Annotated in this window: 23 protein-coding genes; 18 read left to right on the top strand and 5 right to left on the bottom strand. The window is 60.2% G+C overall.

Features of this window, described 5'->3' with window-relative positions:
- The first annotated feature begins 33 nt into the window (after positions 1-33).
- The 3 genes from rsmD to LMJ30_RS04980 all read left to right on the top strand — a co-directional run bounded on the left by rsmD (position 34) and on the right by LMJ30_RS04980 (position 1,560).
- Positions 34-684, top strand: coding sequence for a 16S rRNA (guanine(966)-N(2))-methyltransferase RsmD (gene rsmD / locus LMJ30_RS04990; protein ID WP_229431242.1), 651 nt, complete (start codon positions 34-36; stop codon positions 682-684).
- 107 nt (positions 685-791) lie between these two features.
- Positions 792-1,289 carry a pantetheine-phosphate adenylyltransferase gene (gene coaD / locus LMJ30_RS04985; RefSeq protein ID WP_229431241.1) on the top strand — a complete coding sequence of 166 codons (498 nt, stop codon included), beginning with the start codon at positions 792-794 and terminating at the stop codon, positions 1,287-1,289.
- Positions 1,290-1,302: 13 nt separating this feature from the next.
- Positions 1,303-1,560, top strand: coding sequence for a YfhL family 4Fe-4S dicluster ferredoxin (locus LMJ30_RS04980; protein ID WP_229431240.1), 258 nt, complete (start codon positions 1,303-1,305; stop codon positions 1,558-1,560).
- Between the two features lie 13 nt (positions 1,561-1,573).
- Here LMJ30_RS04980 and LMJ30_RS04975 read toward each other — a convergent pair whose 3' ends face one another.
- Positions 1,574-1,795 carry a ChaB family protein gene (locus LMJ30_RS04975; RefSeq protein ID WP_229431239.1) on the bottom strand — a complete coding sequence of 74 codons (222 nt, stop codon included), beginning with the start codon at positions 1,793-1,795 and terminating at the stop codon, positions 1,574-1,576.
- A gap of 185 nt (positions 1,796-1,980) precedes the next feature.
- On the opposite strand from LMJ30_RS04975, the gene LMJ30_RS21745 reads away from it, so the two are divergent.
- Positions 1,981-3,651: a methyl-accepting chemotaxis protein gene (locus LMJ30_RS21745; RefSeq protein ID WP_307729221.1), complete on the top strand. Its 1,671-nt coding sequence runs from the start codon at positions 1,981-1,983 to the stop codon at positions 3,649-3,651.
- 36 nt (positions 3,652-3,687) lie between these two features.
- Complete coding sequence (locus LMJ30_RS04960) at positions 3,688-4,287, top strand: chalcone isomerase family protein (RefSeq protein WP_229431238.1); 600 nt, start codon at positions 3,688-3,690, stop codon at positions 4,285-4,287.
- Positions 4,288-4,389: 102 nt separating this feature from the next.
- On the opposite strand, the gene LMJ30_RS04955 is transcribed toward LMJ30_RS04960, so the two are convergent.
- Positions 4,390-4,677 (bottom strand): hypothetical protein, encoded by a 288-nt coding sequence (locus LMJ30_RS04955; RefSeq protein WP_229431237.1) that lies wholly within the window; start codon positions 4,675-4,677, stop codon positions 4,390-4,392.
- Between the two features lie 141 nt (positions 4,678-4,818).
- Between LMJ30_RS04955 and LMJ30_RS04950 the strand changes: the two genes are divergently transcribed.
- Positions 4,819-5,769 carry a LysR family transcriptional regulator gene (locus tag LMJ30_RS04950; protein ID WP_229431236.1) on the top strand — a complete coding sequence of 317 codons (951 nt, stop codon included), beginning with the start codon at positions 4,819-4,821 and terminating at the stop codon, positions 5,767-5,769.
- Positions 5,770-5,883: 114 nt separating this feature from the next.
- Here the strand turns inward: LMJ30_RS04950 and LMJ30_RS04945 are convergent, their stop codons facing one another.
- Entirely contained in the window at positions 5,884-6,339 is a 456-nt protein-coding gene (locus LMJ30_RS04945) for an Lrp/AsnC ligand binding domain-containing protein (protein WP_223465423.1), read from the bottom strand.
- A gap of 214 nt (positions 6,340-6,553) precedes the next feature.
- Between LMJ30_RS04945 and putA the strand changes: the two genes are divergently transcribed.
- Together putA and ald are read left to right on the top strand one after the other, a co-directional pair.
- A complete protein-coding gene (gene putA, locus LMJ30_RS04940) occupies positions 6,554-10,186 on the top strand; it encodes a trifunctional transcriptional regulator/proline dehydrogenase/L-glutamate gamma-semialdehyde dehydrogenase (RefSeq protein ID WP_229431235.1) in 3,633 nt (1,210 codons plus the stop codon).
- 65 nt (positions 10,187-10,251) lie between these two features.
- Positions 10,252-11,367, top strand: coding sequence for an alanine dehydrogenase (gene ald / locus LMJ30_RS04935; RefSeq protein ID WP_229431234.1), 1,116 nt, complete (start codon positions 10,252-10,254; stop codon positions 11,365-11,367).
- Here ald and LMJ30_RS04930 read toward each other — a convergent pair.
- A complete protein-coding gene (locus LMJ30_RS04930; protein WP_443094039.1) occupies positions 11,337-12,170 on the bottom strand; it encodes a 5'-methylthioadenosine/adenosylhomocysteine nucleosidase in 834 nt (277 codons plus the stop codon). The genes ald and LMJ30_RS04930 overlap by 31 nt on opposite strands.
- A gap of 760 nt (positions 12,171-12,930) precedes the next feature.
- Here LMJ30_RS04930 and LMJ30_RS04925 point away from each other — a divergent pair.
- From LMJ30_RS04925 to LMJ30_RS04895, 7 genes are all read left to right on the top strand, one after another.
- Complete coding sequence (locus LMJ30_RS04925) at positions 12,931-13,968, top strand: NAD(P)H-dependent flavin oxidoreductase (RefSeq protein WP_229431233.1); 1,038 nt, start codon at positions 12,931-12,933, stop codon at positions 13,966-13,968.
- Positions 13,969-13,979: 11 nt separating this feature from the next.
- Entirely contained in the window at positions 13,980-15,605 is a 1,626-nt protein-coding gene (locus LMJ30_RS04920) for a GMC family oxidoreductase (RefSeq protein WP_229431232.1), read from the top strand.
- Between the two features lie 160 nt (positions 15,606-15,765).
- Positions 15,766-16,536, top strand: a complete 771-nt coding sequence (locus LMJ30_RS04915) for an ABC transporter ATP-binding protein (RefSeq protein ID WP_229431231.1) — start codon at positions 15,766-15,768, stop codon at positions 16,534-16,536.
- Positions 16,536-17,240, top strand: coding sequence for an ABC transporter ATP-binding protein (locus LMJ30_RS04910; protein ID WP_229431230.1), 705 nt, complete (start codon positions 16,536-16,538; stop codon positions 17,238-17,240). Before LMJ30_RS04915 ends, LMJ30_RS04910 begins: the two co-directional genes overlap by 1 nt.
- 47 nt (positions 17,241-17,287) lie before the next feature.
- A complete protein-coding gene (locus LMJ30_RS04905; RefSeq protein WP_229431229.1) occupies positions 17,288-18,496 on the top strand; it encodes an ABC transporter substrate-binding protein in 1,209 nt (402 codons plus the stop codon).
- A gap of 145 nt (positions 18,497-18,641) precedes the next feature.
- Complete coding sequence (locus LMJ30_RS04900; protein ID WP_229431228.1) at positions 18,642-19,526, top strand: branched-chain amino acid ABC transporter permease; 885 nt, start codon at positions 18,642-18,644, stop codon at positions 19,524-19,526.
- A gap of 21 nt (positions 19,527-19,547) precedes the next feature.
- Positions 19,548-20,528, top strand: a complete 981-nt coding sequence (locus tag LMJ30_RS04895; RefSeq protein ID WP_229431227.1) for a branched-chain amino acid ABC transporter permease — start codon at positions 19,548-19,550, stop codon at positions 20,526-20,528.
- Positions 20,529-20,722: 194 nt separating this feature from the next.
- Here LMJ30_RS04895 and LMJ30_RS04890 read toward each other — a convergent pair whose 3' ends face one another.
- Positions 20,723-21,889, bottom strand: a complete 1,167-nt coding sequence (locus LMJ30_RS04890; RefSeq protein WP_229431226.1) for an iron-containing alcohol dehydrogenase — start codon at positions 21,887-21,889, stop codon at positions 20,723-20,725.
- Between the two features lie 121 nt (positions 21,890-22,010).
- Between LMJ30_RS04890 and LMJ30_RS04885 the strand changes: the two genes are divergently transcribed.
- From LMJ30_RS04885 to rsmG, 3 genes are all read left to right on the top strand, one after another.
- Entirely contained in the window at positions 22,011-22,775 is a 765-nt protein-coding gene (locus LMJ30_RS04885; RefSeq protein WP_229431225.1) for a sulfite exporter TauE/SafE family protein, read from the top strand.
- A 162-nt stretch (positions 22,776-22,937) separates the two neighbouring features.
- Positions 22,938-24,869 carry a tRNA uridine-5-carboxymethylaminomethyl(34) synthesis enzyme MnmG gene (gene mnmG, locus LMJ30_RS04880; protein WP_229431224.1) on the top strand — a complete coding sequence of 644 codons (1,932 nt, stop codon included), beginning with the start codon at positions 22,938-22,940 and terminating at the stop codon, positions 24,867-24,869.
- A complete protein-coding gene (rsmG, locus tag LMJ30_RS04875) occupies positions 24,866-25,522 on the top strand; it encodes a 16S rRNA (guanine(527)-N(7))-methyltransferase RsmG (RefSeq protein WP_229431223.1) in 657 nt (218 codons plus the stop codon). The genes mnmG and rsmG overlap by 4 nt, the downstream gene beginning before the upstream one ends.
- Positions 25,523-25,565: the final 43 nt, after the last annotated feature.

The following is a 25,565-nucleotide window of genomic DNA, read 5'->3' as shown; positions in this document are numbered from 1 at the left end:
AGTCGCGCCGCGTTAATTCCACCCTGATATGCCATGCCTAAAAAACCAGCAAAGCCCGCCAAAGTCCCGGTCCACCGCGCCCCGCCGCCCCAGCAGGTGCGCATCATCGGCGGCGAATGGAAACGCACGCCCTTGCCGGTGCTGGACGCGCTGGGCCTGCGCCCGACCCCGGACCGGGTGAGGGAAACGGTATTCAACTGGATCAACCACTTGCGCGGCGGCGACTGGAACAACGCCACCGTGCTTGACCTGTTCGCCGGCAGCGGCGCCCTCGGTTTCGAGGCCGCCAGCCGCGGCGCCCGCTCGGTGCTGATGCTCGACAGCCATACGCCAGTCGTGCGCCAGCTCGAAGTCATCAAGGACAAACTGAAAGCCGATGCCGTGACCATCATGCGCGGCGACGCCTTCGTTACCGCCCAGGGCATGGCCCAGCGCGGCCAGCGTTTCGATCTGGTCTTCCTCGACCCGCCCTACGGCCAGGATTTCCTCGCCAAGGCCTTGCCGCTGTGCGCAGGCTTGCTCAATGAGGGCGGCCTGGTCTACGCCGAAGCCGGCGAAGCCTTGCCTTTCTCACCAGAACAGGGCGAAACGCCGGCCTGGCTGGCGCCGTGGGAACAGGTACGCGCTGACAAAGCGGGCATCGTGTTCTATCATCTGCTCAAACTGCACGAAAAGTCGGCGTAAACGCCACAGATGAGTGCTTATCAGTGTGGTCAATGACCCAACAAGGGTAGGCTGGCCGAATTCAGGCATAATGCGCGTTTAAATTGGTGCATCGCAAGGGAGCCGAAATGGTTGTAGCCGTCTATCCGGGAACGTTCGATCCGCTCACCCGCGGTCATGAAGATTTGGTGCGCCGCGCATCCGGTCTTTTCGACGGCCTGGTCGTTGGCGTGGCCGACAGCAAGAACAAGAAACCGTTCTTCTCCCTCGACGAACGCCTCGAAATCGCCAACGAAGTCCTTGGCCATTATCCGAATGTGCGGGTCGAGAGTTTTTCGGGCCTGCTCAAGGATTTTGTGCGCAAGCATGATGCACGGGTGATCGTGCGCGGCCTGCGCGCGGTGTCCGACTTCGAATACGAGTTCCAGATGGCGGGCATGAACCGCTACCTGCTGCCCGATGTCGAAACCATGTTCCTGACCCCTTCCGACCAGTACCAGTTCATCTCCGGCACCATCGTGCGCGAGATCGCCATGCTGGGCGGCGATGTGTCGAAATTCGTGTTCCCATCGGTCGACCGCTGGTTACAGAAAAAAATCGCAACGATGACGCCGCCTACGGCGTAAGCAAAGCAGCACTATGGCCTTAATCATTACCGACGATTGCATCAACTGCGACGTCTGCGAACCGGAATGCCCCAACGAGGCCATCTCGATGGGCCCGGAGATCTACGTGATCAACCCGAGCAAGTGCACCGAGTGCGTCGGCCATTTCGATGAGCCGCAATGCCAGCAGGTGTGCCCGGTTGCTTGCATCCCGTTCGACCCGGCCTGGCGCGAATCACGCGAGGAACTGATGGTCAAATACGAGCGACTCACCGCCGATAAAGCGGCCTAAGCAGCCCACGCCCTCAGTCGGCAAGTTCCCACTTGCCGCTTTTTTCATCCTTCCGGTACTTCTTCTTGACAGCGCTCCAGGCGACCTTGTGGGCGGTTTCCTCACGCCCTTCGGCGCCGCGTTCCTTGTACTCGTCGTAAGCGCTGTTGAACGCTTCTTTGTAGATTTCTTGCGCATGCTTGGGCACGTTATCGCGCACGCTGTCTGGCAAGTCTGCTATCGATTTGTAGGGCATCGCTTGTCCTCCTTGTATCACTAGTGTGCCGAAAAGAGGATGCCGACGGCGCACAGATGCGGCTGTGCAGCATGGAAATAATGCGAGGTGGTTACTTTCTCTGAATTAATGGATGCTATATTTGTTGATAAAAAATTAGCACGCCCATTCTTTTTAGAGGCCTACGGACAATGAGAGTCAGAGACATGAATATCGGCCAGCGCCTGGCCATCGGGTTCGGTATCGTCATCGCCCTGCTGGTGATGCTTGCCGCGCTTTCCTACCAGCGTATCGCCAGCCTGAACAAGGAGGTGGAAGCGATGGTGCAGGACCGCTTCCCGAAGACCGTGGCGGCGAACCAGGTCAAGGCCGACGTCAGCGAGGCCACCCGCAGCATGCTGAGCGTGCTGGTGATGAGCGATCCTGACCAGGTCAGGAAAGAACTGGCCAATGTGGAGGCGCGCAACGCCAGTGCCGCCGCGGCCATAACTGCGCTGTCCGACAGCACGCACGATGCGCGCGGCAAGGAAATCCTGAAGGAAATCGCGCTGGTCCGTGCCAAGTTCCTGCCTGCGCAAGCGGCCTTCATCAAGCTCGTCAATGACGACCTGAAGGATGACGCGATGGTGAAGTTCATGTTCTCGCTGCGCCCGCAGCAAGCCAAGTATTTCGCCCAGATCGACCACTTTATCGCCTACCAGGAAGGCGTCATGGCCAGGGCCGGCGCCGAAGCGGCGGCAGTCAGCAACCGCACCCAGACCCTGATCCTGATCCTGGCGGCCGTTGCAGCCGCCATTTCGGTCGGCATCGCGGTGATCACCACGCGCGGCATCACCGGGCCGCTCAGCTACGCCGTCAGGGTGGCGCGCCGGGTTGCCGAAGGCGACCTCACCAGCGTTATCAAGGTCAATAGCCGCGATGAAATGGGCCAGATGCTCGAAGCGCTCAACCACATGAACGCGAGCCTGGTCAAGATTGTGGGCGATGTCCGGCTGGGCACTGAATCAATTTCCTCGGCCTCCGGTCAAATTGCCAGTGGCAACCTCGACCTGTCCTCGCGCACCGAGCAGCAGGCGGCGGCGCTGGGCGAGACCTCGGGCGCGATGCGCGCGCTGACCGATACCGTGCAACAGAACGCGGACAACGCGCGCCAGGCGAACCAGCTGGCGGCGAAGGCATCGGAGGTCGCTGTGCGCGGCGGCAAGGTGGTATCGAACGTGGTGGTCACGATGAGCTCGATTACCGATTCGTCGAAGAAGATTGTCGACATCATCGCGGTCATTGACGGCATTGCCTTCCAGACCAACATTTTGGCCCTGAACGCAGCCGTCGAGGCGGCGCGCGCGGGCGAACAGGGCCGTGGCTTTGCCGTGGTGGCGTCCGAAGTGCGCAACCTGGCCCAGCGTTCGGCTGCGGCGGCAAAGGAAATCAAGTCGCTGATCGGCGACTCGGTCGACAAGGTGCGCGATGGCAGCACCCTGGTCGAGCAGGCCGGCGCGACGATGCAGGAAGTGGTGGCCAGCGTCCGCCAGGTAACCGACATCATGGCGGAAATCACCGCTGCCAGCCAGGAACAGAGCACCGGCATTGCCGAGGTGAAGCAGACGATACTTGAAATGGACGAGACAACCCAGCAAAATGCGGCGCTGGTCGAAGAAGCGGCCGCTGCCGCAGCCTCGATGCAGGAACAGGCAGCCAACCTGGCCCGGGTCGTCAGCATTTTCAAGGTCGAGGCGGGCACGGCGCAGGCGGCGATTTCGGCGCCCGTGTCTACCGTTCGGCCTCGGCCTGCGTTAAGGAAACAGATTGTCCTCTCACAAAAGGCAAAACGGGTAGTAAAGCAGGAACCTGAACTGACCGCTACTGAAGAATGCTGACCTCAGTCCAAAAACATTTTCAACAATGGAGACACCATGATTGCTACGAAAAACCTCGGTATCAAAGGCCTGCTGGCCGGCCTGGCGATTGCCTGCTCACTGACGCTGCCGGCGACGGCCGCCGAAATCAACGGCGTCAAGTTCGCCGATACCGTCAAGGTCGGCGGTAGCGACCTCAAGCTGAACGGACTGGGCATGCGCACCAAGGTCGTATTCAAGGTGTACGCCGCCGGCCTTTACCTCACTGAAAAGAAAACCACGCCTGCCGACATCATGGCGGTCCAGGGCCCGCGCCGCGTCACGCTCGTAATGATGCGCGACCTGACCTCGGAGGATTTCGGCCAGGCCTTCATGACCGGGCTGAACAACAACCTGAGCCAGGCCGAGAAGTCGAAGATTGTCAGCCAGATCAGCAAGTTCGGCGAAATGTTCGCCAGCATCGAAAGCCTGAAGAAGGGCGACGTGCTGCACATCGACTGGATCCCGGGCACCGGCACCCAGACCCAGCTGAACGGCAAGAACATTGGCGAAGCGGTGCCGGACATTGCGTTCTACAACGCGATCCTGCGCATCTGGATCGGCAACAAGCCGGCCGACAGCTCGCTCAAGCCAGCACTGCTGGGCGCCCGCAGCTAGGTCAATCGCGCAAATTAAAAAACGCGGCGCCGGTAATCCGGACGCCGCGTTTTTTTGCGTGGCTTCAACTTCGGGGTCAGACCCCGAAGTTGGGCTGTTTGCTTAGGCGCGCGAAGCGAGGGCGCGCAGTTCGGCCGCATGGCTGGGGCCGTGCGACGAGTTGATCATGCGTTGCAGCATCTGGGCGTCGCGCATGTGGCGGCGCGCCAGGCGCTCTTCCTTGGTGAGGCGGGGACGCACGACCAGGAACAGGGCGCGTGCGATGCCTACCAGCAGCGGCTTGAAAAACACCAGCAGGCCAGCAACGGCGGCGACGCTGAACACGCCACGCACCAGTGGAAAAATCTGCACGCCGGCAGCGGTTTGAAGTAGTGTAGCAGTTGTTGACACGATATTTCCTAAAGCCAATTACGTTAGTTGGAACTATACTGCGCCGCAACATATAATGCCAATTCCAGTTTCCGATAACCATTATGCGAATCGTGAATGGAATGCGGTACTATTCAGTAATCACCCTTATTTCGGTTTCCCATGAGCTTCCTGACGCTTGACTTGAACCTGCTGCGCGTTTTCGACGCAGTGATGACCGAGCAAAACCTCACCCGGGCCGCCGGCCACCTGGCGATGACCCAGCCGGCTGTCTCGAACGCCATCAAGCGCCTGCGCGAAAGCCTGGGCGACGAATTGCTGATCCGCACCGCCTACGGCGTCAAGCCGACCCCGCGTGCGGAAGCGCTATGGCCAGCGGTCCGCTCGGCGCTTGCCGGACTGGAAGCGGCGGTGATGCCGGAAACGTTCGACGTGTCGCAGGCACACGCCACCTTCCGGATGGCGATGGCCGATGCAACCGCCGTGCTGTGGCTGCCTTCCCTGATGCGTTCGATCGAGAGCGAAGCGCCGAAGGTCAATGTGCGCATGGTGCCGCTGACCACGCGCGAACCGCGCCCGATGCTCCTGCGTGGCGATATCGACCTGGCGGTAGGCTTCTTCCCAGGCGTCGCTGCGCAATTGTCGAGCGACATGAGCTCACCGATCCGGCACGAGCGGCTTTATTCAGGAAAGTATGTGTCGGTGATGCGCAAGGATCACCCGCTGGCCCAGGGCGAGCTGACTTTGGACAATTACTGCAAGGCGAATCACCTGCTGGTGAGTTTCTCGGGCCGGGCGCACGGCCTGGTCGACGAGGCGCTTGCGCAACTGGGGCGCGAGCGCCGGATCTGGCTGACCGTGAACCAGTTCTTCACGGCGGGTAAGGTGGTAGCGAACTCGGACCTGATTACGGTGCTGCCGAAGCACCTGATCGCGTCGACGGGTATGACCAATGCGCTGGTGTGGCGCGAGTTGCCGTTCCAGATGCCGGCGGTGCACCTCGACATGCTGTGGCACGAGCGGGACGCCCGCAGCCCCGCGCACAAGTGGCTGCGCAAGCATCTTGAGAGCATGAACGCCACGTCGATCAAGTCGGGGATGGAGAGCGACTAAACGCTCAGCCAAACGAAGGGGTAGGGCGGACAAGGGCGAAGCCCGCCTCCGCGTGCGTGCGGTAACGGGACGCTTGCATGGGTTCCCGCCTTCGCGGGAACGACGTTGGCGCGGCTACTTAATCGGCAGCTTGGTCGAGTTCTTCACTTCTTCCATCACCGCATACGTGTGCGTCTCGCGCACACCCTTCTGCAGCAGCGTCTTGCCCAGGAACTCCCGGTACGCCGCCATATCCTTCACGCGCGCCTTGACCAGGTAGTCGAAGCCGCCGGCCACCATGTGGCATTCCAGCACTTCCGGAATCATCTGCACGCTGCTCTTGAACGAATCGAACACTTCCGGTGTGGTCCGGTCCAGCACAACTTCAATAAACACCAGCAGCGACACATCGAGCAGGGTCGGATTCAGCTGGGCCGTATACCCCATGATGTAGCCCGACTCATGCAGCTTGCGCACCCGTTCCAGGCAGGCCGCTGGCGACAAATTGACACGGGCGGCAAGCTCCACATTGCTGATGCGGCCATCATTTTGTAGCTCTGAAAGAATTTTTTTGCTAATCTTATCCAGCATGTGAATCGTCCCCAAATTAATATTATTTGGTTAAATTCTCTCACCAAAAACTATCTATGGCTAGTCTTCTGTATTACCAGAATTAATCCAGAAGATTTCGCTCTACAATCGAATCATCTTTTCGCGCAACTTCCTCTCCTTTTTTTGATCAAAAGCAGGAGCGGATGCTGCGCGCGTTCAAGTTTTCCCGATTCTTTTGTGAAGAGCTTTGCCAATGTCTACAGCGCCATCCGTCCCTTTTTCCGCCCTCCAGTCAGAAATCAAACGCGAGCAATCGCCACTGCGCGCCGCCATCACTGGCGCCTATCGCCGCAATGAAACTGAGGCTGTCGAGTGGCTGCTGGCGCAGGGTGCGACACCATCGCCTGAGGCCGCTCCGCTGGCCCATCGCCTGGTCTCCGCAGTGCGCGAAAAACGTACCCGTTCGTCCGGTGTCGATGCGCTGATGCACGAGTTTTCGCTGTCGTCGGAAGAAGGCGTGGCGCTGATGTGCCTGGCCGAGGCACTGTTGCGCATTCCCGACAGTCAGACCGCGGATCGCCTGATTGCCGACAAAATCAGCAAGGGCGACTGGCGCAAACACCTTGGCGAATCGCCTTCGCTGTTCGTCAATGCGGCCACCTGGGGCCTGCTCATCACCGGCAAGCTGGTCTCGACCAGCAGCGAAAACAGCCTCGGTTCGGCCCTGACCCGCCTCATCGGCAAGGGCGGCGAACCCTTGATCCGCAAAGGCGTGGACATGGCGATGCGCATGCTGGGCAACCAGTTCGTCACCGGCCAGACCATCGGCGAAGCGCTCAAGAACAGCCGCGACAACGAAGCGCGCGGCTACCGCTATTCGTACGACATGCTCGGCGAAGCCGCACTGACCGAAGCCGACGCCAAGAACTACTACGCGTCGTATGAAGCGGCGATCCACGCGATCGGCAAAGCCTCGAACGGCCGCGGTATCAAGGACGGCCCGGGCATTTCGATCAAGCTGTCGGCCCTGCACCCGCGCTACAGCCGCGCGCAGCATGCCCGCGTAATGGATGAACTGCTGCCGCGCGTGCGCAGCCTGGTCCTGCTGGCCAAGCAGTACAACATCGGCCTGAACATCGACGCCGAAGAAGCCGACCGCCTCGAAATTTCGCTCGACATGATGGAATCGATGGCCTTCGATCCTGAACTGGCGGGCTTCGACGGCATCGGCTTCGTGGTGCAGGCTTACCAGAAGCGCTGCCCGTTCGTGCTCGATTACCTGATCGACCTGGCAAAGCGCAGCGGCCGCAAATTCATGGTGCGCCTGGTGAAGGGCGCCTATTGGGACGCCGAGATCAAGCGCGCCCAGGTCGACGGCATGCCTGGCTATCCGGTCTACACCCGCAAGGTCTACACCGACGTGTCTTACCTGACCTGCGCGCAGAAGCTGCTCGGCGCCTCCGGCTCGATCTATTCGCAGTTCGCGACGCACAATGCGCACACGCTGTCGGTCATCTACACATGGGCGAAAGAGAAGGGCATCGAAGACTACGAGTTCCAGTGCCTGCACGGCATGGGCGAAACACTGTACGACCAGGTCGTCGGCGCAGAAAACCTCGGCAAGGCTTGCCGCATCTACGCGCCGGTCGGTTCGCACGAAACGCTGCTGGCCTACCTGGTGCGCCGCCTGCTGGAAAACGGCGCCAACTCCTCGTTCGTCAACCAGATCGTCGACGCCAAAGTGTCGATCGATACCTTGATCACCGATCCGTTCGAAGCGTCGCGCAAGCAGGGCGGCGTGCCGCACCCTGGCATTCCGCTGCCGCTGGAACTGTTTGGCCTTGAGCGTAAAAACTCGGCCGGCATCGACCTGACCGACGAAAACGTGCTGCGCGCAGTTGGCGAAACCCTCGCCGCGCCGCGCAATTACAAGGCCGCTCCGCTGATCGACGGCCCGATCGACGCACCCGGCTGGGCCGCTGTGGTCAATCCGGCGAACCACCACGACATCGTTGGCCAGGTCAGCGAAGCCACCGCTGCCGACGTCGAAACCGCCCTGGCACGCGCCGACGCCTTTGCGATGGACTGGCAGGCGACCCCGCCGGCCGGCCGCGCCGACATCATTGCCCGTGTCGCTGACCTGTTTGAAGAAAACCGCGACGAGCTGATGGCGCTGGCTGTGCGCGAAGCAGGCAAGTCGCTGCCGAACGCAATCGCAGAGATCCGCGAAGCGGTCGACTTCCTGCGCTATTACGCCGCGCAGGTTCACGGTTCAAAAAACATCCTCGCGCTGGGACCTGTCACCTGCATCAGCCCATGGAACTTCCCGCTGGCGATCTTCACCGGCCAGGTCGCCGCCGCGCTCGCGGCAGGCAACGTGGTGCTGGCCAAGCCCGCCGAACAAACGCCGATCATCGCCTACCGCGCGGTTGAATTGTTCCACGAAGCGGGCATCCCGAAAGCGGCGCTGCAGTTCCTGCCAGGCCGCGGCGAAGTGGTTGGCGCCGGCCTGTGTAACGATGCGCGCGTCAAAGGCGTCATCTTCACCGGTTCGACCGAAGTCGCCCAGCTGATTAACAAGACGCTGGCAGAGCGTTCGGTGCGCGAATCCTGCGACATCGCCCTGATCGCTGAAACCGGCGGCCAGAACGCGCTGATCGTCGATTCGTCCGCATTGCCAGAACAGGTGGTGCAGGATGTGATGACGTCGGCCTTCGACAGCGCCGGCCAGCGCTGCTCGGCGCTGCGCGTGCTGTTCCTGCAGGACGAAATCGCCGACAAGACCATCAAGATGCTCAAGGGCGCCATGCTGGAGCTGCGCGTCGGCTCGCCCGACCGCCTGTCGACCGACATCGGCCCGGTGATCGACAGCGAAGCACAAGGCAACCTGCTGGCGCACATCGAACGCATGAAGGGCAAGGCCAGCGCGCACTACTCGCTGCCTTTGTCGCCGACGGCAGAAGCAGCCGGTACTTTCGTGCCGCCGACCGTACTGGAGATTGGCTCGCTGTCGGAACTGACGCATGAAGTTTTCGGGCCTGTGCTGCACGTGATCCGCTACCGCCGCGCCGACCTGCCGAAAGTGATCGACTCGATCAACGCCACCGGCTACGGACTGACCCTCGGCATCCATTCGCGTATCGACGAGACCATCGACTTCATCGTGTCGCGCGCCCACGTTGGCAATATCTATGTGAACCGGAATATCGTCGGCGCCGTGGTTGGCGTGCAGCCGTTCGGCGGCGAGGGCAAATCGGGCACCGGCCCGAAGGCTGGCGGCCCGCTGTACGTCAAGCGGCTGCAGCGCAGCGCGCCGCCTTTGCTGCAGCACGAGCGCCAGCCGACGCCAGCCCTGGACGCCTTGCTGGTATGGGCCAAAGCCAATGGCCACAACCATGTCGTCAAGCTGGGTACCGAATACATGCGCACGACCTTGCTCGGTTCGACGCTGGCATTGCCAGGACCGACCGGCGAGCGCAATTCGCTGGCCTTCTTCCCGCGCGGCGTGGTGCTGTGCGCAGCCATCACGACTGCGGCGCTGGTCAACCAGCTTGCGGCCGCGCTGGCGACAGGTAACCGCGTCGTGATCGTCGCGTCGTCGAAGGACCTGATTCCGGATAACCTGCCGCCAGAGGTTTCAGACCGCATTGAATTGGTCGGCAGCGTCGAGAACTGCAAATACGATTACCAGGTCGCGCTGGTGGAGGCGCCTCTGGCGCCAGGCCTGCGTCCTGCACTCGCCGCGAACAGCTGGGCGATTGTGGGAGTGATCGAGACGTCGGATGATGCGGCGATCCCGCTGTGGCGCCTGGTGGCCGAGCGCGCCGTGTGCGTCAACACGACTGCTGCTGGCGGAAACGCAAGCCTGATGACACTGGGTTTGTAATAGTATGAGGATGTAAATAAAACGGGGACAACCCCGAGTCGTTGCGTTTTAACTTGGAGGATCACATGATAGTAGGCGTTCCAAAAGAGATTAAGAATAACGAGTATCGGGTTGGCCTCACGCCTCCCAGCGTCCGCGAACTGACACAGCGCGGGCACCAGGTGCTGGTCCAGAAAAACGCCGGCGGCGAAATCGGGCTCTCCGACGAGCAGTACGCCGCCGCCGGCGCCACCATGGTCGACACGGCCAAGGAAATCTTCGCGCGCGCCGAAATGATCGTCAAGGTCAAGGAACCGCAGCCGGGCGAGTGCGCCATGCTGGGCGAAGGCCAGATTCTTTACACCTATCTCCACCTCGCTCCAGATCCGGAGCAGACCGCGGCGCTGGTCAAGTCGGGCGCCGTGTGCATCGCTTACGAAACCATTACCGGCGCCGGCGGCGGCTTGCCCCTGCTCGCGCCAATGAGCGAAGTGGCGGGCCGCATGGCCATCCAGGCCGGAGCGGCGCACCTTGAAAAATCAAAGGGCGGAATGGGCCTGCTGCTTGGCGGCGTACCCGGCGTGGCTGCGGGCCATATCGTGATTATCGGCGCCGGCGTGGTGGGCGCCAATGCAATGCAAATGGCGGTGGGCACCGGAGCGCGCGTCACTGTCCTCGACAAGAACGTCGACCGCCTGCGCCATCTCGACCTCATTTACGGTAACCGCATCTCGACGCAGTATTCCAACGCGCACTCCATCGAAGAAGCCGTGCTGTCGGCCGACCTGGTAATCGGCGGCGTGTTGGTGCCGGGCGCCGCAGCGCCAAAGCTGGTTACGCGCGACATGATCTCGCGGATGAAGAAGGGCGCTGTGGTTGTCGACGTGGCGATCGACCAGGGCGGCTGCTTTGAAACCTCGCATCCAACCACCCATGCCGATCCGACCTTTGTCGTCGATGGCGTTATCCACTACTGCGTAGCGAACATGCCAGGCGCCGTGGCCCGCACGTCGACCTTTGCGCTCAATAACGCCACCATCGGCCATGCGGTGGCGCTGGCGACCAAAGGCTGGCAGAAGGCGCTGATGGACGATCCTCACCTCAAGAACGGCCTGAACGTCTGCAAAGGCAAGGTCACCTACGCCGCGGTGGCGCAGGCGTTGGGCTACGATTACGCCCCGGCCGATTCCATGCTCGGCTGATAACCCTGATGCGTCGCCTGGCAGTAGCGCCGGACGATGTGGAATGCATACCGCGCGGCTACCGATTTCACAAAGCGCATGAAATCGGTGGCCGCGTCTTCGTTTGCGTTGTCCGAAATCGTACGGATCACCGCGAATGGCACGCCCAGCTCGAAGCACACCTGGGCCACCGCCGCCCCCTCCATTTCCACAGCCAGCAAACCCGATAAAGATTCGTTGAGCTGCGACATGTGCACGCCGCAGCTGACGAAGCGATCACCGCTCCCAATGAGTCCCCGGTGAACTTTTGGGCGTGCCAGGCGGAATACAGCGCGTTCCTTGTCGTCAATCGCTCCCGTGAAGTCGTACGCCAGGAACTGGTGCGCTGCGTCTGCGACAACATTGCTGATATGGACATCAGAAGGAAAGTGCGACAGGCCTGTGAGCGGAACTTCAAATTTTGGAAATAGTGGACTGGCATCCATGTCGTACTGAACCAGCGAATCGGCCACCACGATGTCGCCAACAGCCACCCCAGCGTCTCCAGCACCAGCAACCCCGGTAAACAGGATGTGGGTAACTCCGAACTTCTCCACAAGCATGGTCGCGGTGGTGGCTGCTGCAACCTTCCCAATACGCGACAGGACGCACACAGCGTCGATTCCGAAGAGTGTCCCCTGGGTGTAGTCGCGCATGCCATGGATGAGCGTGGAGACCCCTTGCATGGCTTCCACGAGGCCCTGCTGTTCTTCGTGGAGAGCGCTGATGATACCTAAACGCATATTTTGACCCTGTTTTTCAGTCCTGGAGACCGGTTTTTGCATCTCTCAGCTGCTTGCGGGGGACTTGTCCCCGCACTTCAGCTGTTCTTTTGGTTTACATAGTAAGTATGTATACAAAAATAGTAGTGATAGTAAACGGGCTTATTTTTGTGGATAAGTCTGTTTACATCTTTACGATCATCGACTTAGGTGATTCGTAACTTGCTGGACAATGATTGTATCTGGGGAGGATGGATGGTGGATAAAAAACGAGTTTTGCACAAGTAGGTGGCTTCTGCACATCTCATCCTGTGGATATGCAGTGACTTATCCACACAACGACCGGCGCGTAGCGCCGGTTTTTTTGTTTTCCAGCCTGGCCTGTGAACTTGCAAAGGATCCGGCTTTCAGGAAAAACACGCGACCTCGTTTTTTTAGCTCATCAGAAAAATTTCTCTTGCGATAAGTTTTCCAGAACAGGCGGCTGTGTGTTTTTTCCATCGCAGGCGAAGCCGCGATGAATTTTTTTCGTTTTTTGTTTACTTAAAAGGTATGTATACAAGCATAGTAGTAATGGTTAACGCACGCACTTTCCTGTGGATAAGGCGATAATTCGCTCTACAATCATGCGTTTACGCGTTTTATAAGCCAGTTGCCAACTCTGTATGTGGCTGGTATCAATTCTGGACAAAAACTGGCTTGTGAATAAAGTTGGGTTTATCCACAAATGGTACCTGTGGATATTCATAGAGTTATCCACACCCTCCCCCTGCCCAAGCGCTACAGCTTCTGTTAATCTGGTGCTTCAGACAGGGGAGGAGCCATGGATCTGCAGTCGCTGTTCAAGTTTCCGATCATCCAGGGGCCGATGGCAGGCGGGTCATGCACACCTGAACTAATTGCGGCCGTTTCCAACGCCGGCGGTCTGGGATCATTGCCGGCATCGCTGCTTTCGCCCGATGCCATGCGTGACCAGGCCGCGAAGGTGCGACAGCTGACCGACCGGCCTTTCCTGATCAATCTTTTTGTCCTCAAGACGCCCCAGCCAAGCCGTGAAGAAATCGAGCGGGCCGCCGAACTGATGCGTCCGATCTGGGAAAGCCTGGGCTGGACCGACCTGCCGGTCCCGTCCCAGTGGTGCCAGGATTTCGAAGCCCAGCTCGACACCTTGATCGAACTGCGTCCCGCTGCCGCCAGTTTTACCTTTGACATCCTGACCGCCACCCAGGTCGAGCGACTTCATGACGCGGGCATCTTTGTCATGGGCACGGTCACGACGGTCGAAGAAGCCGAGGCATGGGAGGAGGTTGGCGCCGATGCGGTGATCGCATCGGGCGTTGAAGCGGGCGGACATCGCGGAACCTTTATCGGCCCGCAGGAAGACGCCACCCTGTCTGCCCGTGTTCTCTGGCCAAAAGTTGCGCGGGCAGTCGAGATTCCGGTGATCGCAGCGGGTGGAATCATGACCGGCATCGACATCAACGAGGCCCTTGCCGCCGGGGCGAAAGCAGTCCAGATGGGAACGGCCTTCCTTGTCTGCGACGAGTCCGGCATCTCCCCCGAGTACAAGTTCCGCCTCATCAATGCCGGCGATACGCCAACCCGCCTGACCCGCGCTTTTTCGGGCCGGTATGCACGCGGCCTTGAGAATCGTTTCATGAAGCAATTAGAAGATGTTGAAAAACAACTTCCAGCGTATCCTGTACAAAATGCATTAACGACACCTATCCGCGCGGCTGCTGCCGCCAAGGGTGAGACCGAACTGATGTCGCTGTGGGCAGGCGCGGAAGTGCGGCGTGCGCGGGCCATGCCGGCGGCCAAACTGATGCAAACCCTGATCGCAGAGATGAGAACCGAGTAGAGGAGACTTGATTGGAATCGGCTGGGGAATACGACTACATCATCGTTGGGGCTGGAACTGCAGGCTGTGTTCTTGCCAACCGTCTTACCAAGAATCCGGACATCGACGTATTGCTGATCGAAGCGGGCGGGCGCGACGATTACATGTGGATTCACATCCCGGTCGGCTATCTCTACTGCATCAACAACCCGCGCACCGACTGGCTTTACCAGACTGAAATCGACGCGGGACTGGGCGGCAGGGCGCTGATTTATCCCCGCGGCAAAGTCCTCGGTGGCAGTTCCTCGATCAACGGCATGATTTACATGCGTGGCCAGGCCGCGGACTACGACCGCTGGGCCGAGCTGACGGGGGATCCATCCTGGGCATGGGATGAAGTGCTTCCCCTGTTCAAAAAGAGCGAGGATTACCACGGCGGCGCCGGACCCATGCATGGCGCGGGCGGCGAGTGGCGCGTGGAAAAACAGCGGCTTTCATGGCAGATCCTCGATGCTTTCCGCGATGCTGCCGAACAAGCGGGCATTCCGAAGGTTTCCGATTTCAACGGCGGCGATAACAGCGGCTGTGCCTATTTCGACGTCAACCAGAAGCGGGGAATCCGCTGGAATACGGCCAAGGCTTTCCTGCGCCCTGCCTCCAAGCGCCCCAACCTGACCATCATGACTGGCTGCCACGTCGAGCGGCTGGTATTGGAAGACAGTGAACAAGGCAAGGTCTGCCGTGGCGTCGAATTCACCGGCGGCGGCAAGGCCTGGCGTGCGACTTCGGCAAAGGAAACCTTGCTTGCAGCGGGCGCCATCGGCACGCCGCAGATCCTGCAATTGTCCGGTATCGGGCCGGCTGCTGCCTTGCACGCGCTGGGGATCACGCCGCAGGTCGACCTGCCAGGGGTCGGCGAGAACCTGCAGGATCATTTGCAGCTTCGCATGATTTACAAAATCAATGGCGCCCCGACATTAAACACCCGTGCGGCCAGCTGGGTAGGGCGCATGAAGATCGGCATGGAATACGCGCTGTTCCAGAGCGGGCCCATGTCGATGGCGCCGTCGCAGCTGGGCGCCTTTGCCAAATCGGACGCCAGCCAGGCCACGCCGAACCTGCAGTACCACGTGCAGCCCTTGTCGCTGGAAAAATTTGGCGAGCCGCTCCATCCCTTCCCGGCCTTTACCGCCAGCGTTTGCAACCTGCGGCCAACCTCGCGCGGCCATGTGCGGATTTGCTCGAACGACTCGTACGCTCCGCCGAAAATCACGCCTAATTACCTCAGCACGCCTGAAGACCGCAAGGTCGCGGCGGCCGCGCTCAACGTCACTCGCAACATCGTCGCTTCGCCCGCGCTGGCGAAGTACGAGCCGGAAGAATACCGTCCTGGCGTGCATTACCGCACCGAGGACGAGCTGGCCGAAGCGGCCGGTCTGATCGGCACGACGATTTTCCATCCGGTGGGCACCTGCAAGATGGGGCGCACCGACGATCCGGCCGCCGTGGTCGACAGCCGCCTGTGCGTAAAAAATGTGCGCGGACTGCGGGTAGTGGACGCTTCCGTCATGCCATACATCACGTCCGGCAATACGAATTCACCAACGTTGATGATCGCGGAGAAAGCCGCCGCGATGATCCTCCAGAAGAGTACTTAGACTACATTTGCCTGCACTGGTTGCCTAAAAAATGCGCATTTTTGATGGCCGCCAGTGATGCACACATGGTAGTTATACTATGTTGTGACACAAATATAATGTGTGTATTATCCAAATAAAAGCTTGCAAAACGGTATGAAAACAGAATACTGGAGACCCAATGACAGACGTCATTCTGGAAACAAAAAGCTTGACCAAGGAGTTCAAAGGCTTCACGGCGGTAAGTGACGTGAACTTGAAAGTAGAGCGCGGTCACATCCATGCGCTCATCGGCCCCAACGGCGCCGGTAAGACCACTTGCTTCAATCTTCTCACCAAATTCCTGGTGCCGACCTCGGGAGAAATCCTGTTCAACGGCAAGGACATCACGCACGCCAAACCGGCCCAGATTGCCCGCATGGGCATCATCCGGTCGTTCCAGATTTCGGCGGTGTTCCCACACCTGACCGTGCTGCAGAATGTGCGCATCGGACTACAACGCGGCCTCGGCAACTCGTTCCACTTCTGGGAGAGTGAGCGCGGGCTCGACCGTCTCAACGACCGCGCGATGCAGTTGCTGAAGGAAGTCGACCTGGAAAGCTTTGCCGACACCATCACCATCGACATGCCGTACGGCCGCAAGCGCGCACTCGAAATTGCTACCACCCTGGCGATGGAACCTGAACTGATGCTGCTCGACGAGCCGACCCAGGGCATGGGCCACGAGGACGTGCACCGCGTCACCGAGCTGATTAAAAAAGTATCGGCAGGCCGCACCATTTTGATGGTGGAGCACAACATGAGCGTCGTGTCCGGCATCTGCGACAAGATCTCCGTGCTCCAGCGCGGCGCCATGCTGGCCGAAGGCACGTATGCGGAAGTTTCGAAGAATCCACAAGTGATGGAAGCCTACATGGGTACCACGAGCGTCGAGCTGGAAGGAGCGCACTGATGACGGCTGCGCTTGAAATCACCAACCTGCAGGCCTGGTACGGCGAGTCGCACATCCTCCACAACGTGAATTTGTCGGTCAATCAAGGCGAAGTTGTGACGCTGCTGGGCCGTAACGGCGCCGGCCGCACCACCACGCTGCGCGCGATCATGGGCCTGACTGGCGCACGCCAGGGCTCGATCAAGATTAACGGCGTCGAAGCGATCGGACTGGCAACGCACAAGATTGCGCACCTGGGCGTTGGTTACTGCCCGGAAGAGCGCGGTATTTTCTCGTCCTTGTCGGCCGAAGAAAACCTGATGCTGCCGCCCACGCTGGACAGCGGCAAGGGCATGTCGATCGACGAGATCTACGAAATGTTCCCGAACCTGAAGGAACGCCGCAACAGCCAAGGCACCCGCCTGTCGGGCGGCGAACAGCAGATGCTGGCGGTGGCGCGCATCCTGCGCACCGGCGCGCGCCTCTTGCTGCTCGACGAGATTTCCGAAGGCCTCGCGCCGGTCATCGTGCAGGGCCTGGCCCGCATGATCACGACGCTCAAGGCCAAGGGCTACACCATCGTTATGGTGGAACAGAATTTCCGCTTCGCCGCACCGCTGGCGGATCGGTTTTATGTGGTGGAGCACGGTCAGATCGTCGAGACCTTCGCCTCATCCGAATTGGACGCCAAGATGCCGGTGCTAACCGAGTTGCTTGGTGTCTGAGAAGTGCTTTCATTACTGATACTTATACATCCAAAAACGGAGACAAAATGAAACGTAAAGCTATCGCCATCGCCGCCGCCGCTACCTGCGCCATCGGTTTTTCCCTGCCTGCGGCAGCGCAGGTTTCTGGCGACACCATCAAGATTGGCCTGCTGACCGACATGTCGGGCGTCTACTCCGACATCGACGGCGTCGGCGGTGCTGAAGCCGTCAAAATGGCGATTGCAGATGCGGGCGGTAACATCGCCGGCAAGAAAATCGAATTCGTCTCGGCCGACCACCAGAACAAGGCAGACATCGCCGCCAGCAAGGCGCGCGAATGGTTCGACCAGCAGGGCGTCGACATGCTGATTGGCGGCACCAACTCCGGCGCCAACCTGGCGATGGCCAAGGTTGCTGCAGAAAAGAAGAAAGTCTTCATCTCGATCGGCGCCGGCTCAGCCCGCCTGACCAATGAAGAATGCTCGCCATACACCATTCACTATGCCTACGACACCATCGCACTGGCGCGCGGCACCGGCGGCGCGATCGTCAAGCAGGGCGGCAAGTCGTGGTTCTTCCTGACCGCCGACTACGCCTTCGGCCAGTCGCTCGAGAGCGACACCACCGACGTCATCAAGAAGAGCGGCGGCACCGTGGTGGGCAGCGTCAAGCACCCGCTGTCGGCATCGGACTTCTCGTCCTTCCTGCTGCAGGCGCAAAACTCGAAGGCGCAGATCCTGGGCCTGGCCAACGCCGGCGGCGACGCGATCAACTCGATCAAGGCAGCTGCTGAATTTGGCATCAACAAGAAGATGAAGCTGGCTGGCCTGCTGATGTTCATCAACGACGTGCACACGCTCGGCCTGAACATGACCCAGGGCATGTACCTGACCGACGGCTGGTACTGGGACATGAACCCGGAAACCCGCGCCTGGTCGAAGCGCTACTTCAGCAAGATGAAGAAGATGCCATCGATGCTGCAAGCGGCTGACTACTCGGCGACCATGAACTACCTGAACGCGGTCAAGGCGACCAAGACCGACAGCTCCGACGCGGTCATGGCCCACCTGAAGAAGACCAAGATCAACGACATGTTCGCCAAGAACGGTGTTGTCCGTGGCGACGGCCGCATGGTGCACGACATGTACCTGATGGAAGTGAAGAAGCCATCCGAGTCGAAGTACCCATGGGATTACTACAAGATCGTCCAGACCATTCCGGGCGACCAGGCTTACGCCACCAAGGCGGAAACCAAGTGCGCCGCCTGGAAGTAAGCGTACTGTTATAGCTTCATCGTAGGGCGGAAGAGGGGCGAAGCCCCGTCATCCGCCGAACGCATGCGTCATCGCAAAATCGGCGGATGACGCGCGTTGCGCTCTTCCGCCCTACGTCCGCATTCCCTCTTTGCAGACAAAATCCATGGAAATTTTCGGCGTCCCCTTGCAGGCAATGATGAGCCAGCTCTTGCTGGGCCTCGTAAACGGCTCGTTCTACGCGATGCTGTCGCTCGGCCTTGCCGTCATTTTCGGCCTGCTCAATGTAATTAACTTCTCCCACGGCGCGCTCTACATGATGGGCGCCTTCCTTGCATGGATGGGACTCTCCTATTTCGAGGTCAACTATTGGGTCATGCTGATCGTGGCCCCGCTGCTGGTTGGCCTGTTCGGCATCGTCATCGAGAAGACCATGCTGCGCTGGCTCTACAAGCTGGACCACCTGTACGGCCTGCTGCTGACCTTCGGCATCACCTTGCTTCTCGAAGGCATCTTCCGCTCGTTCTACGGCGTATCGGGCCAGCCCTACCCGGTGCCTGACGCGCTGGCGGGCGCGACCGACCTGGGCTTCATGATCCTGCCGAACTACCGCGGCTTCGTCGTGTTCGCCTCGCTGATGGTCTGCCTGGCCACCTGGTTCGTGATCGAAAAGACCAAGCTCGGCTCCTACCTGCGTGCCGGCACCGAGAATCCCAAGCTGGTGGAAGCGTTCGGCATCAACGTGCCGCTGATGGTCACCCTGACCTACGGCTTCGGCGTCGCTTTGGCGGGCTTTGCAGGGGTGCTGGCGGCCCCGATCATCAATGTGACCCCCCTGATGGGTTCGCACCTGATTATCGTCGTGTTCGCCGTTGTGGTGATCGGCGGCATGGGTTCCATCATGGGCTCGATCCTCACCGGCCTCGCGCTGGGCGTGATCGAAGGCCTGACCCGCGTGTTCTACCCGGAAGGTTCCGAGGTGGTCGTGTTCGTGGTGATGGTCATTGTCCTGCTGCTGCGTCCTGCCGGTCTGTTCGGCAAAGAAAAGTAACCGAGAAGATTCGAGCAAATCATGAAAAAACAACTTCCTTACCTGATTGCGCTGGTCATCGCGATCGCGATGCCGTTCTTCGCGTATCCGGTTTTCCTGATGAAGCTGCTGTGCTTCGGCCTGTTCGCCTGCGCCTTCAACTTGCTGATCGGTTTCACCGGCCTGCTGTCGTTCGGCCACGCCGCCTTTTTCGGCAGCGCTGGCTACATCGCCGGCTACATGCTGCGCGACATGGGCTGGCCGGTTGAACTGGCTATCCTTGCCGGTGTCGGTGGCGGGGCGCTGATCGGCCTGGTGATGGGTTCGCTGGCGATCCGCCGCTCCGGCATCTACTTCTCGATGATTACCCTGGCCCTGGCCCAGATGGTCTACTTCGCAGCCCTTCGCGCGCCCTTCACCGGTGGCGAGGACGGCCTGCAAGGTGTACCGCGCGGCAAGCTGCTTGGCGTCATCGACCTGGCCAACGACGTGACCCTGTACTACTTCGTGCTGGCGATCTTCATCGGTGGCTTCGCGCTGATTATGCGTACGGTTCACTCGCCGTTTGGCCAGGTGCTCAAGGCCATCAAGGAAAACGAGCCGCGTGCCATTTCGCTGGGGTACGACGTCGACCGCTACAAGCTGATGGCCTTCGTCCTCTCCGCAGCGCTGGCAGGCCTTGCAGGAGCCACCAAAACGCTCGTGCTGGGCTTTGAGACGCTGACCGACGTCCACTGGACCATGTCGGGCATGGTGATCCTGATGACGCTGGTAGGCGGCATGGGAACGCTGGTTGGCCCGATCCTCGGCGCGTTCATCATCATCACGCTGGAGAACAAGCTGGGTGACGTCGGAACGTTCCTGGCGCAGGCGACCAATATCGAGTGGTTTGGTACGCTGGGTGAGTCGGTAGGTATGGTGACCGGGCTGATCTTTATTGCCTGTGTGCTGTTGTTCCGCCGCGGAATTGTGGGCGAGATTGGTGCTGCGATTGCAGCGGCAGGGCGCAAGCGTAGTTCGTAATTAAGTAGTGTAGTAGGGCGGATAAGCGGAGCGCATCCGCCGGGTTGGCGTCAACGGGACGCGAATTCGGCGGATGCGCTTTCGCTTATCCGCCCTACTTTTTTGCACGGTGGCGTAGGGCGGAAGAGGCCGACAGGCCGTCATCCGCCGAATGCCGAGATACCGTTATCGGCGTTAAGACCGTAGTCGGTCAATCAGAGTGCGGCGGCATAGATCGCGTACGCATCCGCCCGCGTCACATCCCTCGGGTTATTCCCCAGCAGCCTGGTCTGCAACATCGCGTCGTCCGCCAGCCTGTCCAGGTCCGCCTCGGCGATCCCCACTTGCCGCAACGAGGTTTGAATCCCGGTCATCCGCGCCACTTGCTGCATCGCAGCAATCAATGCCTCCGCCCGCGCCTCGTCGCTGCCACTGACATGCGGAGCGACCACCGATGCCAGTTCGGCATAATGCGCGGTGGCCTCGGGCAGGTTAAACCTCAGCACATGCGGCAATACCAGCGAGTTCGACAGCCCGTGCGGTACATGGAAGATTCCGCCGATCGGGTAGGCAAGGGCGTGCACCGCAGCCACCGGCGCGTTCGAGAATGCCTGCCCGGCAAAGCACGCTCCGAGCAGCATCGCCTGGCGAGCCTGCAGGTTCCCGCCCTGCTCACACGCAGTCAGTAAGTTGCTTGAAAGTAATGACAATGCCTGGCGTGCGAGACTGTCCGACATCGGGTTTTTCTTGTGCTTGCTCGTGAATGCTTCAATTGCGTGCACCATCGCATCGATACCGGTAGCTGCCGTTACCAGCGGCGGCAAGCCGAGGGTCAGTTCCGCGTCGAGTACGGCCAGGTCCGCATACAGCTGTGGCGCGACGACCCCCATCTTGGTCGTCTCTCCCGTGGTGACGATGGCGATGTTGGTGACCTCCGATCCGGTGCCTGCTGTCGTTGGTACCTGCACCAGCGGCAGGCGCTCTCCTTTCACATTGCCGATCCCGTAGATTTCGGAAATTGGCTGCTCGCTACCCGCGAGTACTGCAATAAGTTTCGCCACGTCCATCGAGCTGCCGCCGCCCAGGCCGATCACGATATCGGTGTCGTGGGCTCGGGCGAACTCGACCGCACTGGTCACTACGGCCTCGGGCGGATCTGCCACGACGTCCGAGAAGACCTGGACACTCATCCCATGCTGTTCCAGGCTTGCGCGTGGTGCATCGACGAGCCCGGTTCGAAGGAAGCCGGGGTCGGTCACGATCAAGGCGCGGCGGACATTGGGAAAGCGCATTGCGATGTGCTTGCCCAGCTCCCGTGCACTGCCCGGCTCGGAGACAATATGAGGAACGGTACTAAAGGTGAATGCTTTGAACTCGGTCATAGGGTGGGGCTCCGGTGCGTTGAATGTTTAGCTTACACCAAGCTGCCCTCGGAAGAAATGCACCACCGGCAGCGGCGGACGTTCTTCCGTACAATATTGCTTTTAGCGTGCGGGAGCGGTAATGGTGGATGTGGTGTTGCTGGGAAGCGCGGCCTTCCTCGCCGGCCTGGTGGATGCGGTGGTGGGTGGGGGAGGGTTGATCCAGCTGCCCGTCATGTTTTCTGTCTTTACGAAAGAAGTTCCCGCGACACTGCTTGGTACGAGCAAGCTGGCGGGCATCTTCGGCACCGGCGCCGCTGCGGTCAACTACGCGCGGCAGGTACGGGTAGCATGGAGCGCTGCGGCACCCGCCGCCCTTGCCGCTTTCGCCCTGTCGTTCGCCGGGGCCTATACGGTCACCAAGGTCCCCGCCGACTTTGTGCGCACCCTGCTTCCGATCCTGCTTGTCGCGGTCGCCGTCTACACGTTCAGGAAGAAGGATTTCGGCAGTGTGCACGCACCGGTCCACAGCGGTCACGCCGAGCGAATGTTTGCGGTAGCGATGGGGGCGGGCATCGGTTTCTATGACGGCTTCTTCGGTCCCGGTACCGGTAGCTTCCTGATGTTCCTTTTCGTTCGGTTCTTCGGGTTCGATTTCCTGAGCGCGTCGGCCGCGGCAAAGGTGGTCAACGTCGCGTGTAACCTCTCTGCGCTCATGTGGTTCGGCTATAGCGGTCATCTGTTGTGGCAGCTCGGTTTGATGATGGCCGCGTGCCAGGTGGCGGGATCGCTGGTCGGAACGAAGCTGGCCATCAAGCATGGCACCGCTTTTGTCCGGAAATTGTTCCTCGTGGTGGTCACGCTGTTGATCTTGAAGACGGGGTATGACGCCTTCATTAAGTGGTAAGTAAGTCCATTGTTTCACGTGGAACATAGGTCGGGTTCGCTAACCCGGCTGTTCCACGTGAAACAATTTCACGCTCATCCGTCGTAATTCCGGCCCTTTTTAAGTCTTCCATACGAAAAGACTCTATAATTTGGCCTCACTCCTCGCATCGCGCTTTCCATCATGCTATTTCCTACTGAATTCGACGTCATCGTCGTCGGCGGCGGCCATGCCGGCACCGAAGCGGCACTCGCCTCGGCCCGCATGGGCCAGAAGACCTTGCTGCTCACCCACAACATCGAGACCCTCGGTGCAATGTCTTGCAACCCGTCAATCGGCGGTATTGGCAAGGGGCATCTGGTCAAAGAAGTCGATGCCATGGGTGGAGCAATGGCGATCGCCACGGACGAAGCCGGTATCCAGTTCCGCATCCTTAACTCGTCCAAAGGTCCTGCTGTACGTGCTACACGCGCCCAGGCCGACCGCATCCTGTACAAGCAGGCCATTCGTTCGCGCCTGGAAAACCAGCCGAACCTCTGGCTGTTCCAGCAGGCAGTGGACGACCTGATGGTGGAGGGCGAGCGCGTGGTTGGCGCCGTGACGCAGATCGGCCTGCAGTTCCGTGCACCTGCGGTGGTGCTGACAGCGGGCACTTTCCTCGACGGTAAGATCCACGTGGGCTTGCAAAGCTATTCTGCGGGCAGGGCAGGCGACCCGCCGGCGATGTCGCTGTCGGCCCGCCTGAAGGAGCTCAAGCTGCCGCAAGGGCGCCTGAAGACCGGCACGCCACCGCGCATCGATGGCCGCAGCATCGATTTTTCGGCAATGTCCGAGCAGCCCGGCGATCTTGATCCTGTGCCAGTGTTCTCGGTAATGGGGAATGCCGCGATGCACCCACGCCAGGTGCCTTGCTGGGTCACCCACACCAACGCCCGCACGCACGACATCATTCGCGCCGGTCTCGACCGCAGCCCAATGTACACGGGCGTTATCGAAGGCGTCGGTCCGCGCTACTGCCCGTCGATTGAAGACAAGATTCACCGCTTCTCGGCCAAGGAATCGCACCAGATTTTCCTGGAGCCGGAAGGCCTGACCACCAATGAGTTCTACCCGAACGGCATCTCGACCAGCCTGCCATTCGACGTGCAACTGGAACTGGTGCGGTCGATGAAGGGCATGGAAAACGCCTTCATCCTGCGCCCGGGCTACGCGATCGAATACGATTACTTCGATCCGCGCGGGCTGAAAGCATCCCTTGAAACCAAGGCCATCAAGGGCTTGTACTTCGCCGGCCAGATCAACGGCACGACAGGCTACGAAGAGGCTGCGGCCCAAGGCATGCTGGCGGGTATCAACGCCGCATTGCAGACCCAGGGGCGCGAAGCATGGGTGCCGGGCCGCGCCGACGCCTACCTTGGCGTGCTGGTCGATGACCTGACCACCCAAGGTGTCGCCGAGCCATACCGCATGTTCACCAGCCGCGCGGAATACCGCCTGAGCCTGCGCGAAGACAATGCCGACATGCGCCTGACCGACATCGGCCGCAAGCTGGGTTGTGTCGGAGATGCACAGTGGAAGGCCTTCGAGACCAAGCGCGAATCTGTGGCCCGCGAGCTGGAACGCCTGCGTTCCACCTGGGTGAACCCGCGTATCCTTGCCGCCGCGGAGTCCGAAAGGGTGATCGGGCAGGCGATTGAGCGCGAATACTCGCTGGCCGACCTGCTGCGCCGCCCCGGTGTGCAGTACGACACCCTGATGGGCATGGTCGGCGCCGAAGGGCAGGTGTTGGCCGGTCCGGGTGTCGAAGATCCTTCGGTAAAAGAACAGATCGAAATCCAGCTGAAGTACGCGGGCTACATCGACCGCCAGGCCAAGGAAGTGGAACGCCATGAGCACTACGAGAACCTGAAGCTGCCCGAGAGCTTCAACTACCTCGACGTGACCGCCCTGTCGATCGAAGTGCGCCAGAAGCTGGATAAACAGCGCCCTGAAACGCTTGGCCAGGCATCAAGAATTTCCGGGGTGACACCTGCCGCTATCTCACTTTTGCTGGTACATTTAAAGAAACGCGGTGCGAAGGGCTTTACCTCGCTCAACGAGGAGCTGGCTGGATGAAATTCTTCGACCGCGCCGCACTGGCGCACGTACTGGCCGATGGCATCAAGGAACTGAAGCTTGACCTGAACGAGAAACAGCACGAACAGCTGCTCGACTATCTTGCGCTGCTGTTCAAATGGAATTCTGTATATAACCTGACCTCGCTGCGCGACCCGATGCAGATGGTCACGCTACACGTGCTCGACTCGCTCACAGCCGTGCCTGCCTTCAGTGGGGCGCAGAACGTGCTGGACGTGGGAGCAGGAGGCGGACTGCCAGGCATTGTGCTGGCGATCGCTCGCCCGGACATGAAGGTATCGCTGATCGACACGGTGCACAAGAAAACCGCATTCCTGACCCAGGTAAAGGCAGAGCTCGGCCTTTCAAACGTCACCGTGTACACGGCCAAGGTCCAGGAACTGCAGGTAAAGCAGCTTTTTGACGTCATCACCTCGCGCGCTTTTGCCGACCTGTCCGATTTCGTCAACTGGTCCGGGCATTTGCTGGCGCAGGGCGGGCAGTTCATCGCGCTAAAAGGCGTGGCTCCGCCCGAGGAGCAGGAAAGGCTGCCGGCGGAGTGGAAAACGACAGGGCTACAGCCAATCAGGGTGCCAGGGCTGGATGCGGAGCGGCACCTCGTTTTCATCAAGCGATCCGAGCAAACCATATAAACGGTATAAATAGTTTATACCCGATATACTAAATAAATCGTAT

The organism is Massilia agrisoli, assembly GCF_020831365.1.
Classification (GTDB): Bacteria; Pseudomonadota; Gammaproteobacteria; order Burkholderiales; family Burkholderiaceae_D; genus Telluria_A; species Telluria_A agrisoli.
Note: the sequence above shows the minus strand (reverse complement) of the source record. Positions and strands in the feature narration are given on the sequence as shown.

Coding starts and splice junctions, on each gene's coding strand:
- rsmD (WP_229431242.1), top strand. CDS start 34: ATGCCTAAAAAACCAGCAAAGCCCGCCAAAGTCCCGGTCCACCGCGCC.
- coaD (WP_229431241.1), top strand. CDS start 792: ATGGTTGTAGCCGTCTATCCGGGAACGTTCGATCCGCTCACCCGCGGT.
- LMJ30_RS04980 (WP_229431240.1), top strand. CDS start 1,303: ATGGCCTTAATCATTACCGACGATTGCATCAACTGCGACGTCTGCGAA.
- LMJ30_RS04975 (WP_229431239.1), bottom strand. CDS start 1,795: ATGCCCTACAAATCGATAGCAGACTTGCCAGACAGCGTGCGCGATAAC.
- LMJ30_RS21745 (WP_307729221.1), top strand. CDS start 1,981: ATGAATATCGGCCAGCGCCTGGCCATCGGGTTCGGTATCGTCATCGCC.
- LMJ30_RS04960 (WP_229431238.1), top strand. CDS start 3,688: ATGATTGCTACGAAAAACCTCGGTATCAAAGGCCTGCTGGCCGGCCTG.
- LMJ30_RS04950 (WP_229431236.1), top strand. CDS start 4,819: ATGAGCTTCCTGACGCTTGACTTGAACCTGCTGCGCGTTTTCGACGCA.
- LMJ30_RS04945 (WP_223465423.1), bottom strand. CDS start 6,339: ATGCTGGATAAGATTAGCAAAAAAATTCTTTCAGAGCTACAAAATGAT.
- putA (WP_229431235.1), top strand. CDS start 6,554: ATGTCTACAGCGCCATCCGTCCCTTTTTCCGCCCTCCAGTCAGAAATC.
- ald (WP_229431234.1), top strand. CDS start 10,252: ATGATAGTAGGCGTTCCAAAAGAGATTAAGAATAACGAGTATCGGGTT.
- LMJ30_RS04930 (WP_443094039.1), bottom strand. CDS start 12,170: ATGCAAAAACCGGTCTCCAGGACTGAAAAACAGGGTCAAAATATGCGT.
- LMJ30_RS04925 (WP_229431233.1), top strand. CDS start 12,931: ATGGATCTGCAGTCGCTGTTCAAGTTTCCGATCATCCAGGGGCCGATG.
- LMJ30_RS04915 (WP_229431231.1), top strand. CDS start 15,766: ATGACAGACGTCATTCTGGAAACAAAAAGCTTGACCAAGGAGTTCAAA.
- LMJ30_RS04910 (WP_229431230.1), top strand. CDS start 16,536: ATGACGGCTGCGCTTGAAATCACCAACCTGCAGGCCTGGTACGGCGAG.
- LMJ30_RS04905 (WP_229431229.1), top strand. CDS start 17,288: ATGAAACGTAAAGCTATCGCCATCGCCGCCGCCGCTACCTGCGCCATC.
- LMJ30_RS04900 (WP_229431228.1), top strand. CDS start 18,642: ATGGAAATTTTCGGCGTCCCCTTGCAGGCAATGATGAGCCAGCTCTTG.
- LMJ30_RS04895 (WP_229431227.1), top strand. CDS start 19,548: ATGAAAAAACAACTTCCTTACCTGATTGCGCTGGTCATCGCGATCGCG.
- LMJ30_RS04890 (WP_229431226.1), bottom strand. CDS start 21,889: ATGACCGAGTTCAAAGCATTCACCTTTAGTACCGTTCCTCATATTGTC.
- LMJ30_RS04885 (WP_229431225.1), top strand. CDS start 22,011: ATGGTGGATGTGGTGTTGCTGGGAAGCGCGGCCTTCCTCGCCGGCCTG.
- mnmG (WP_229431224.1), top strand. CDS start 22,938: ATGCTATTTCCTACTGAATTCGACGTCATCGTCGTCGGCGGCGGCCAT.
- rsmG (WP_229431223.1), top strand. CDS start 24,866: ATGAAATTCTTCGACCGCGCCGCACTGGCGCACGTACTGGCCGATGGC.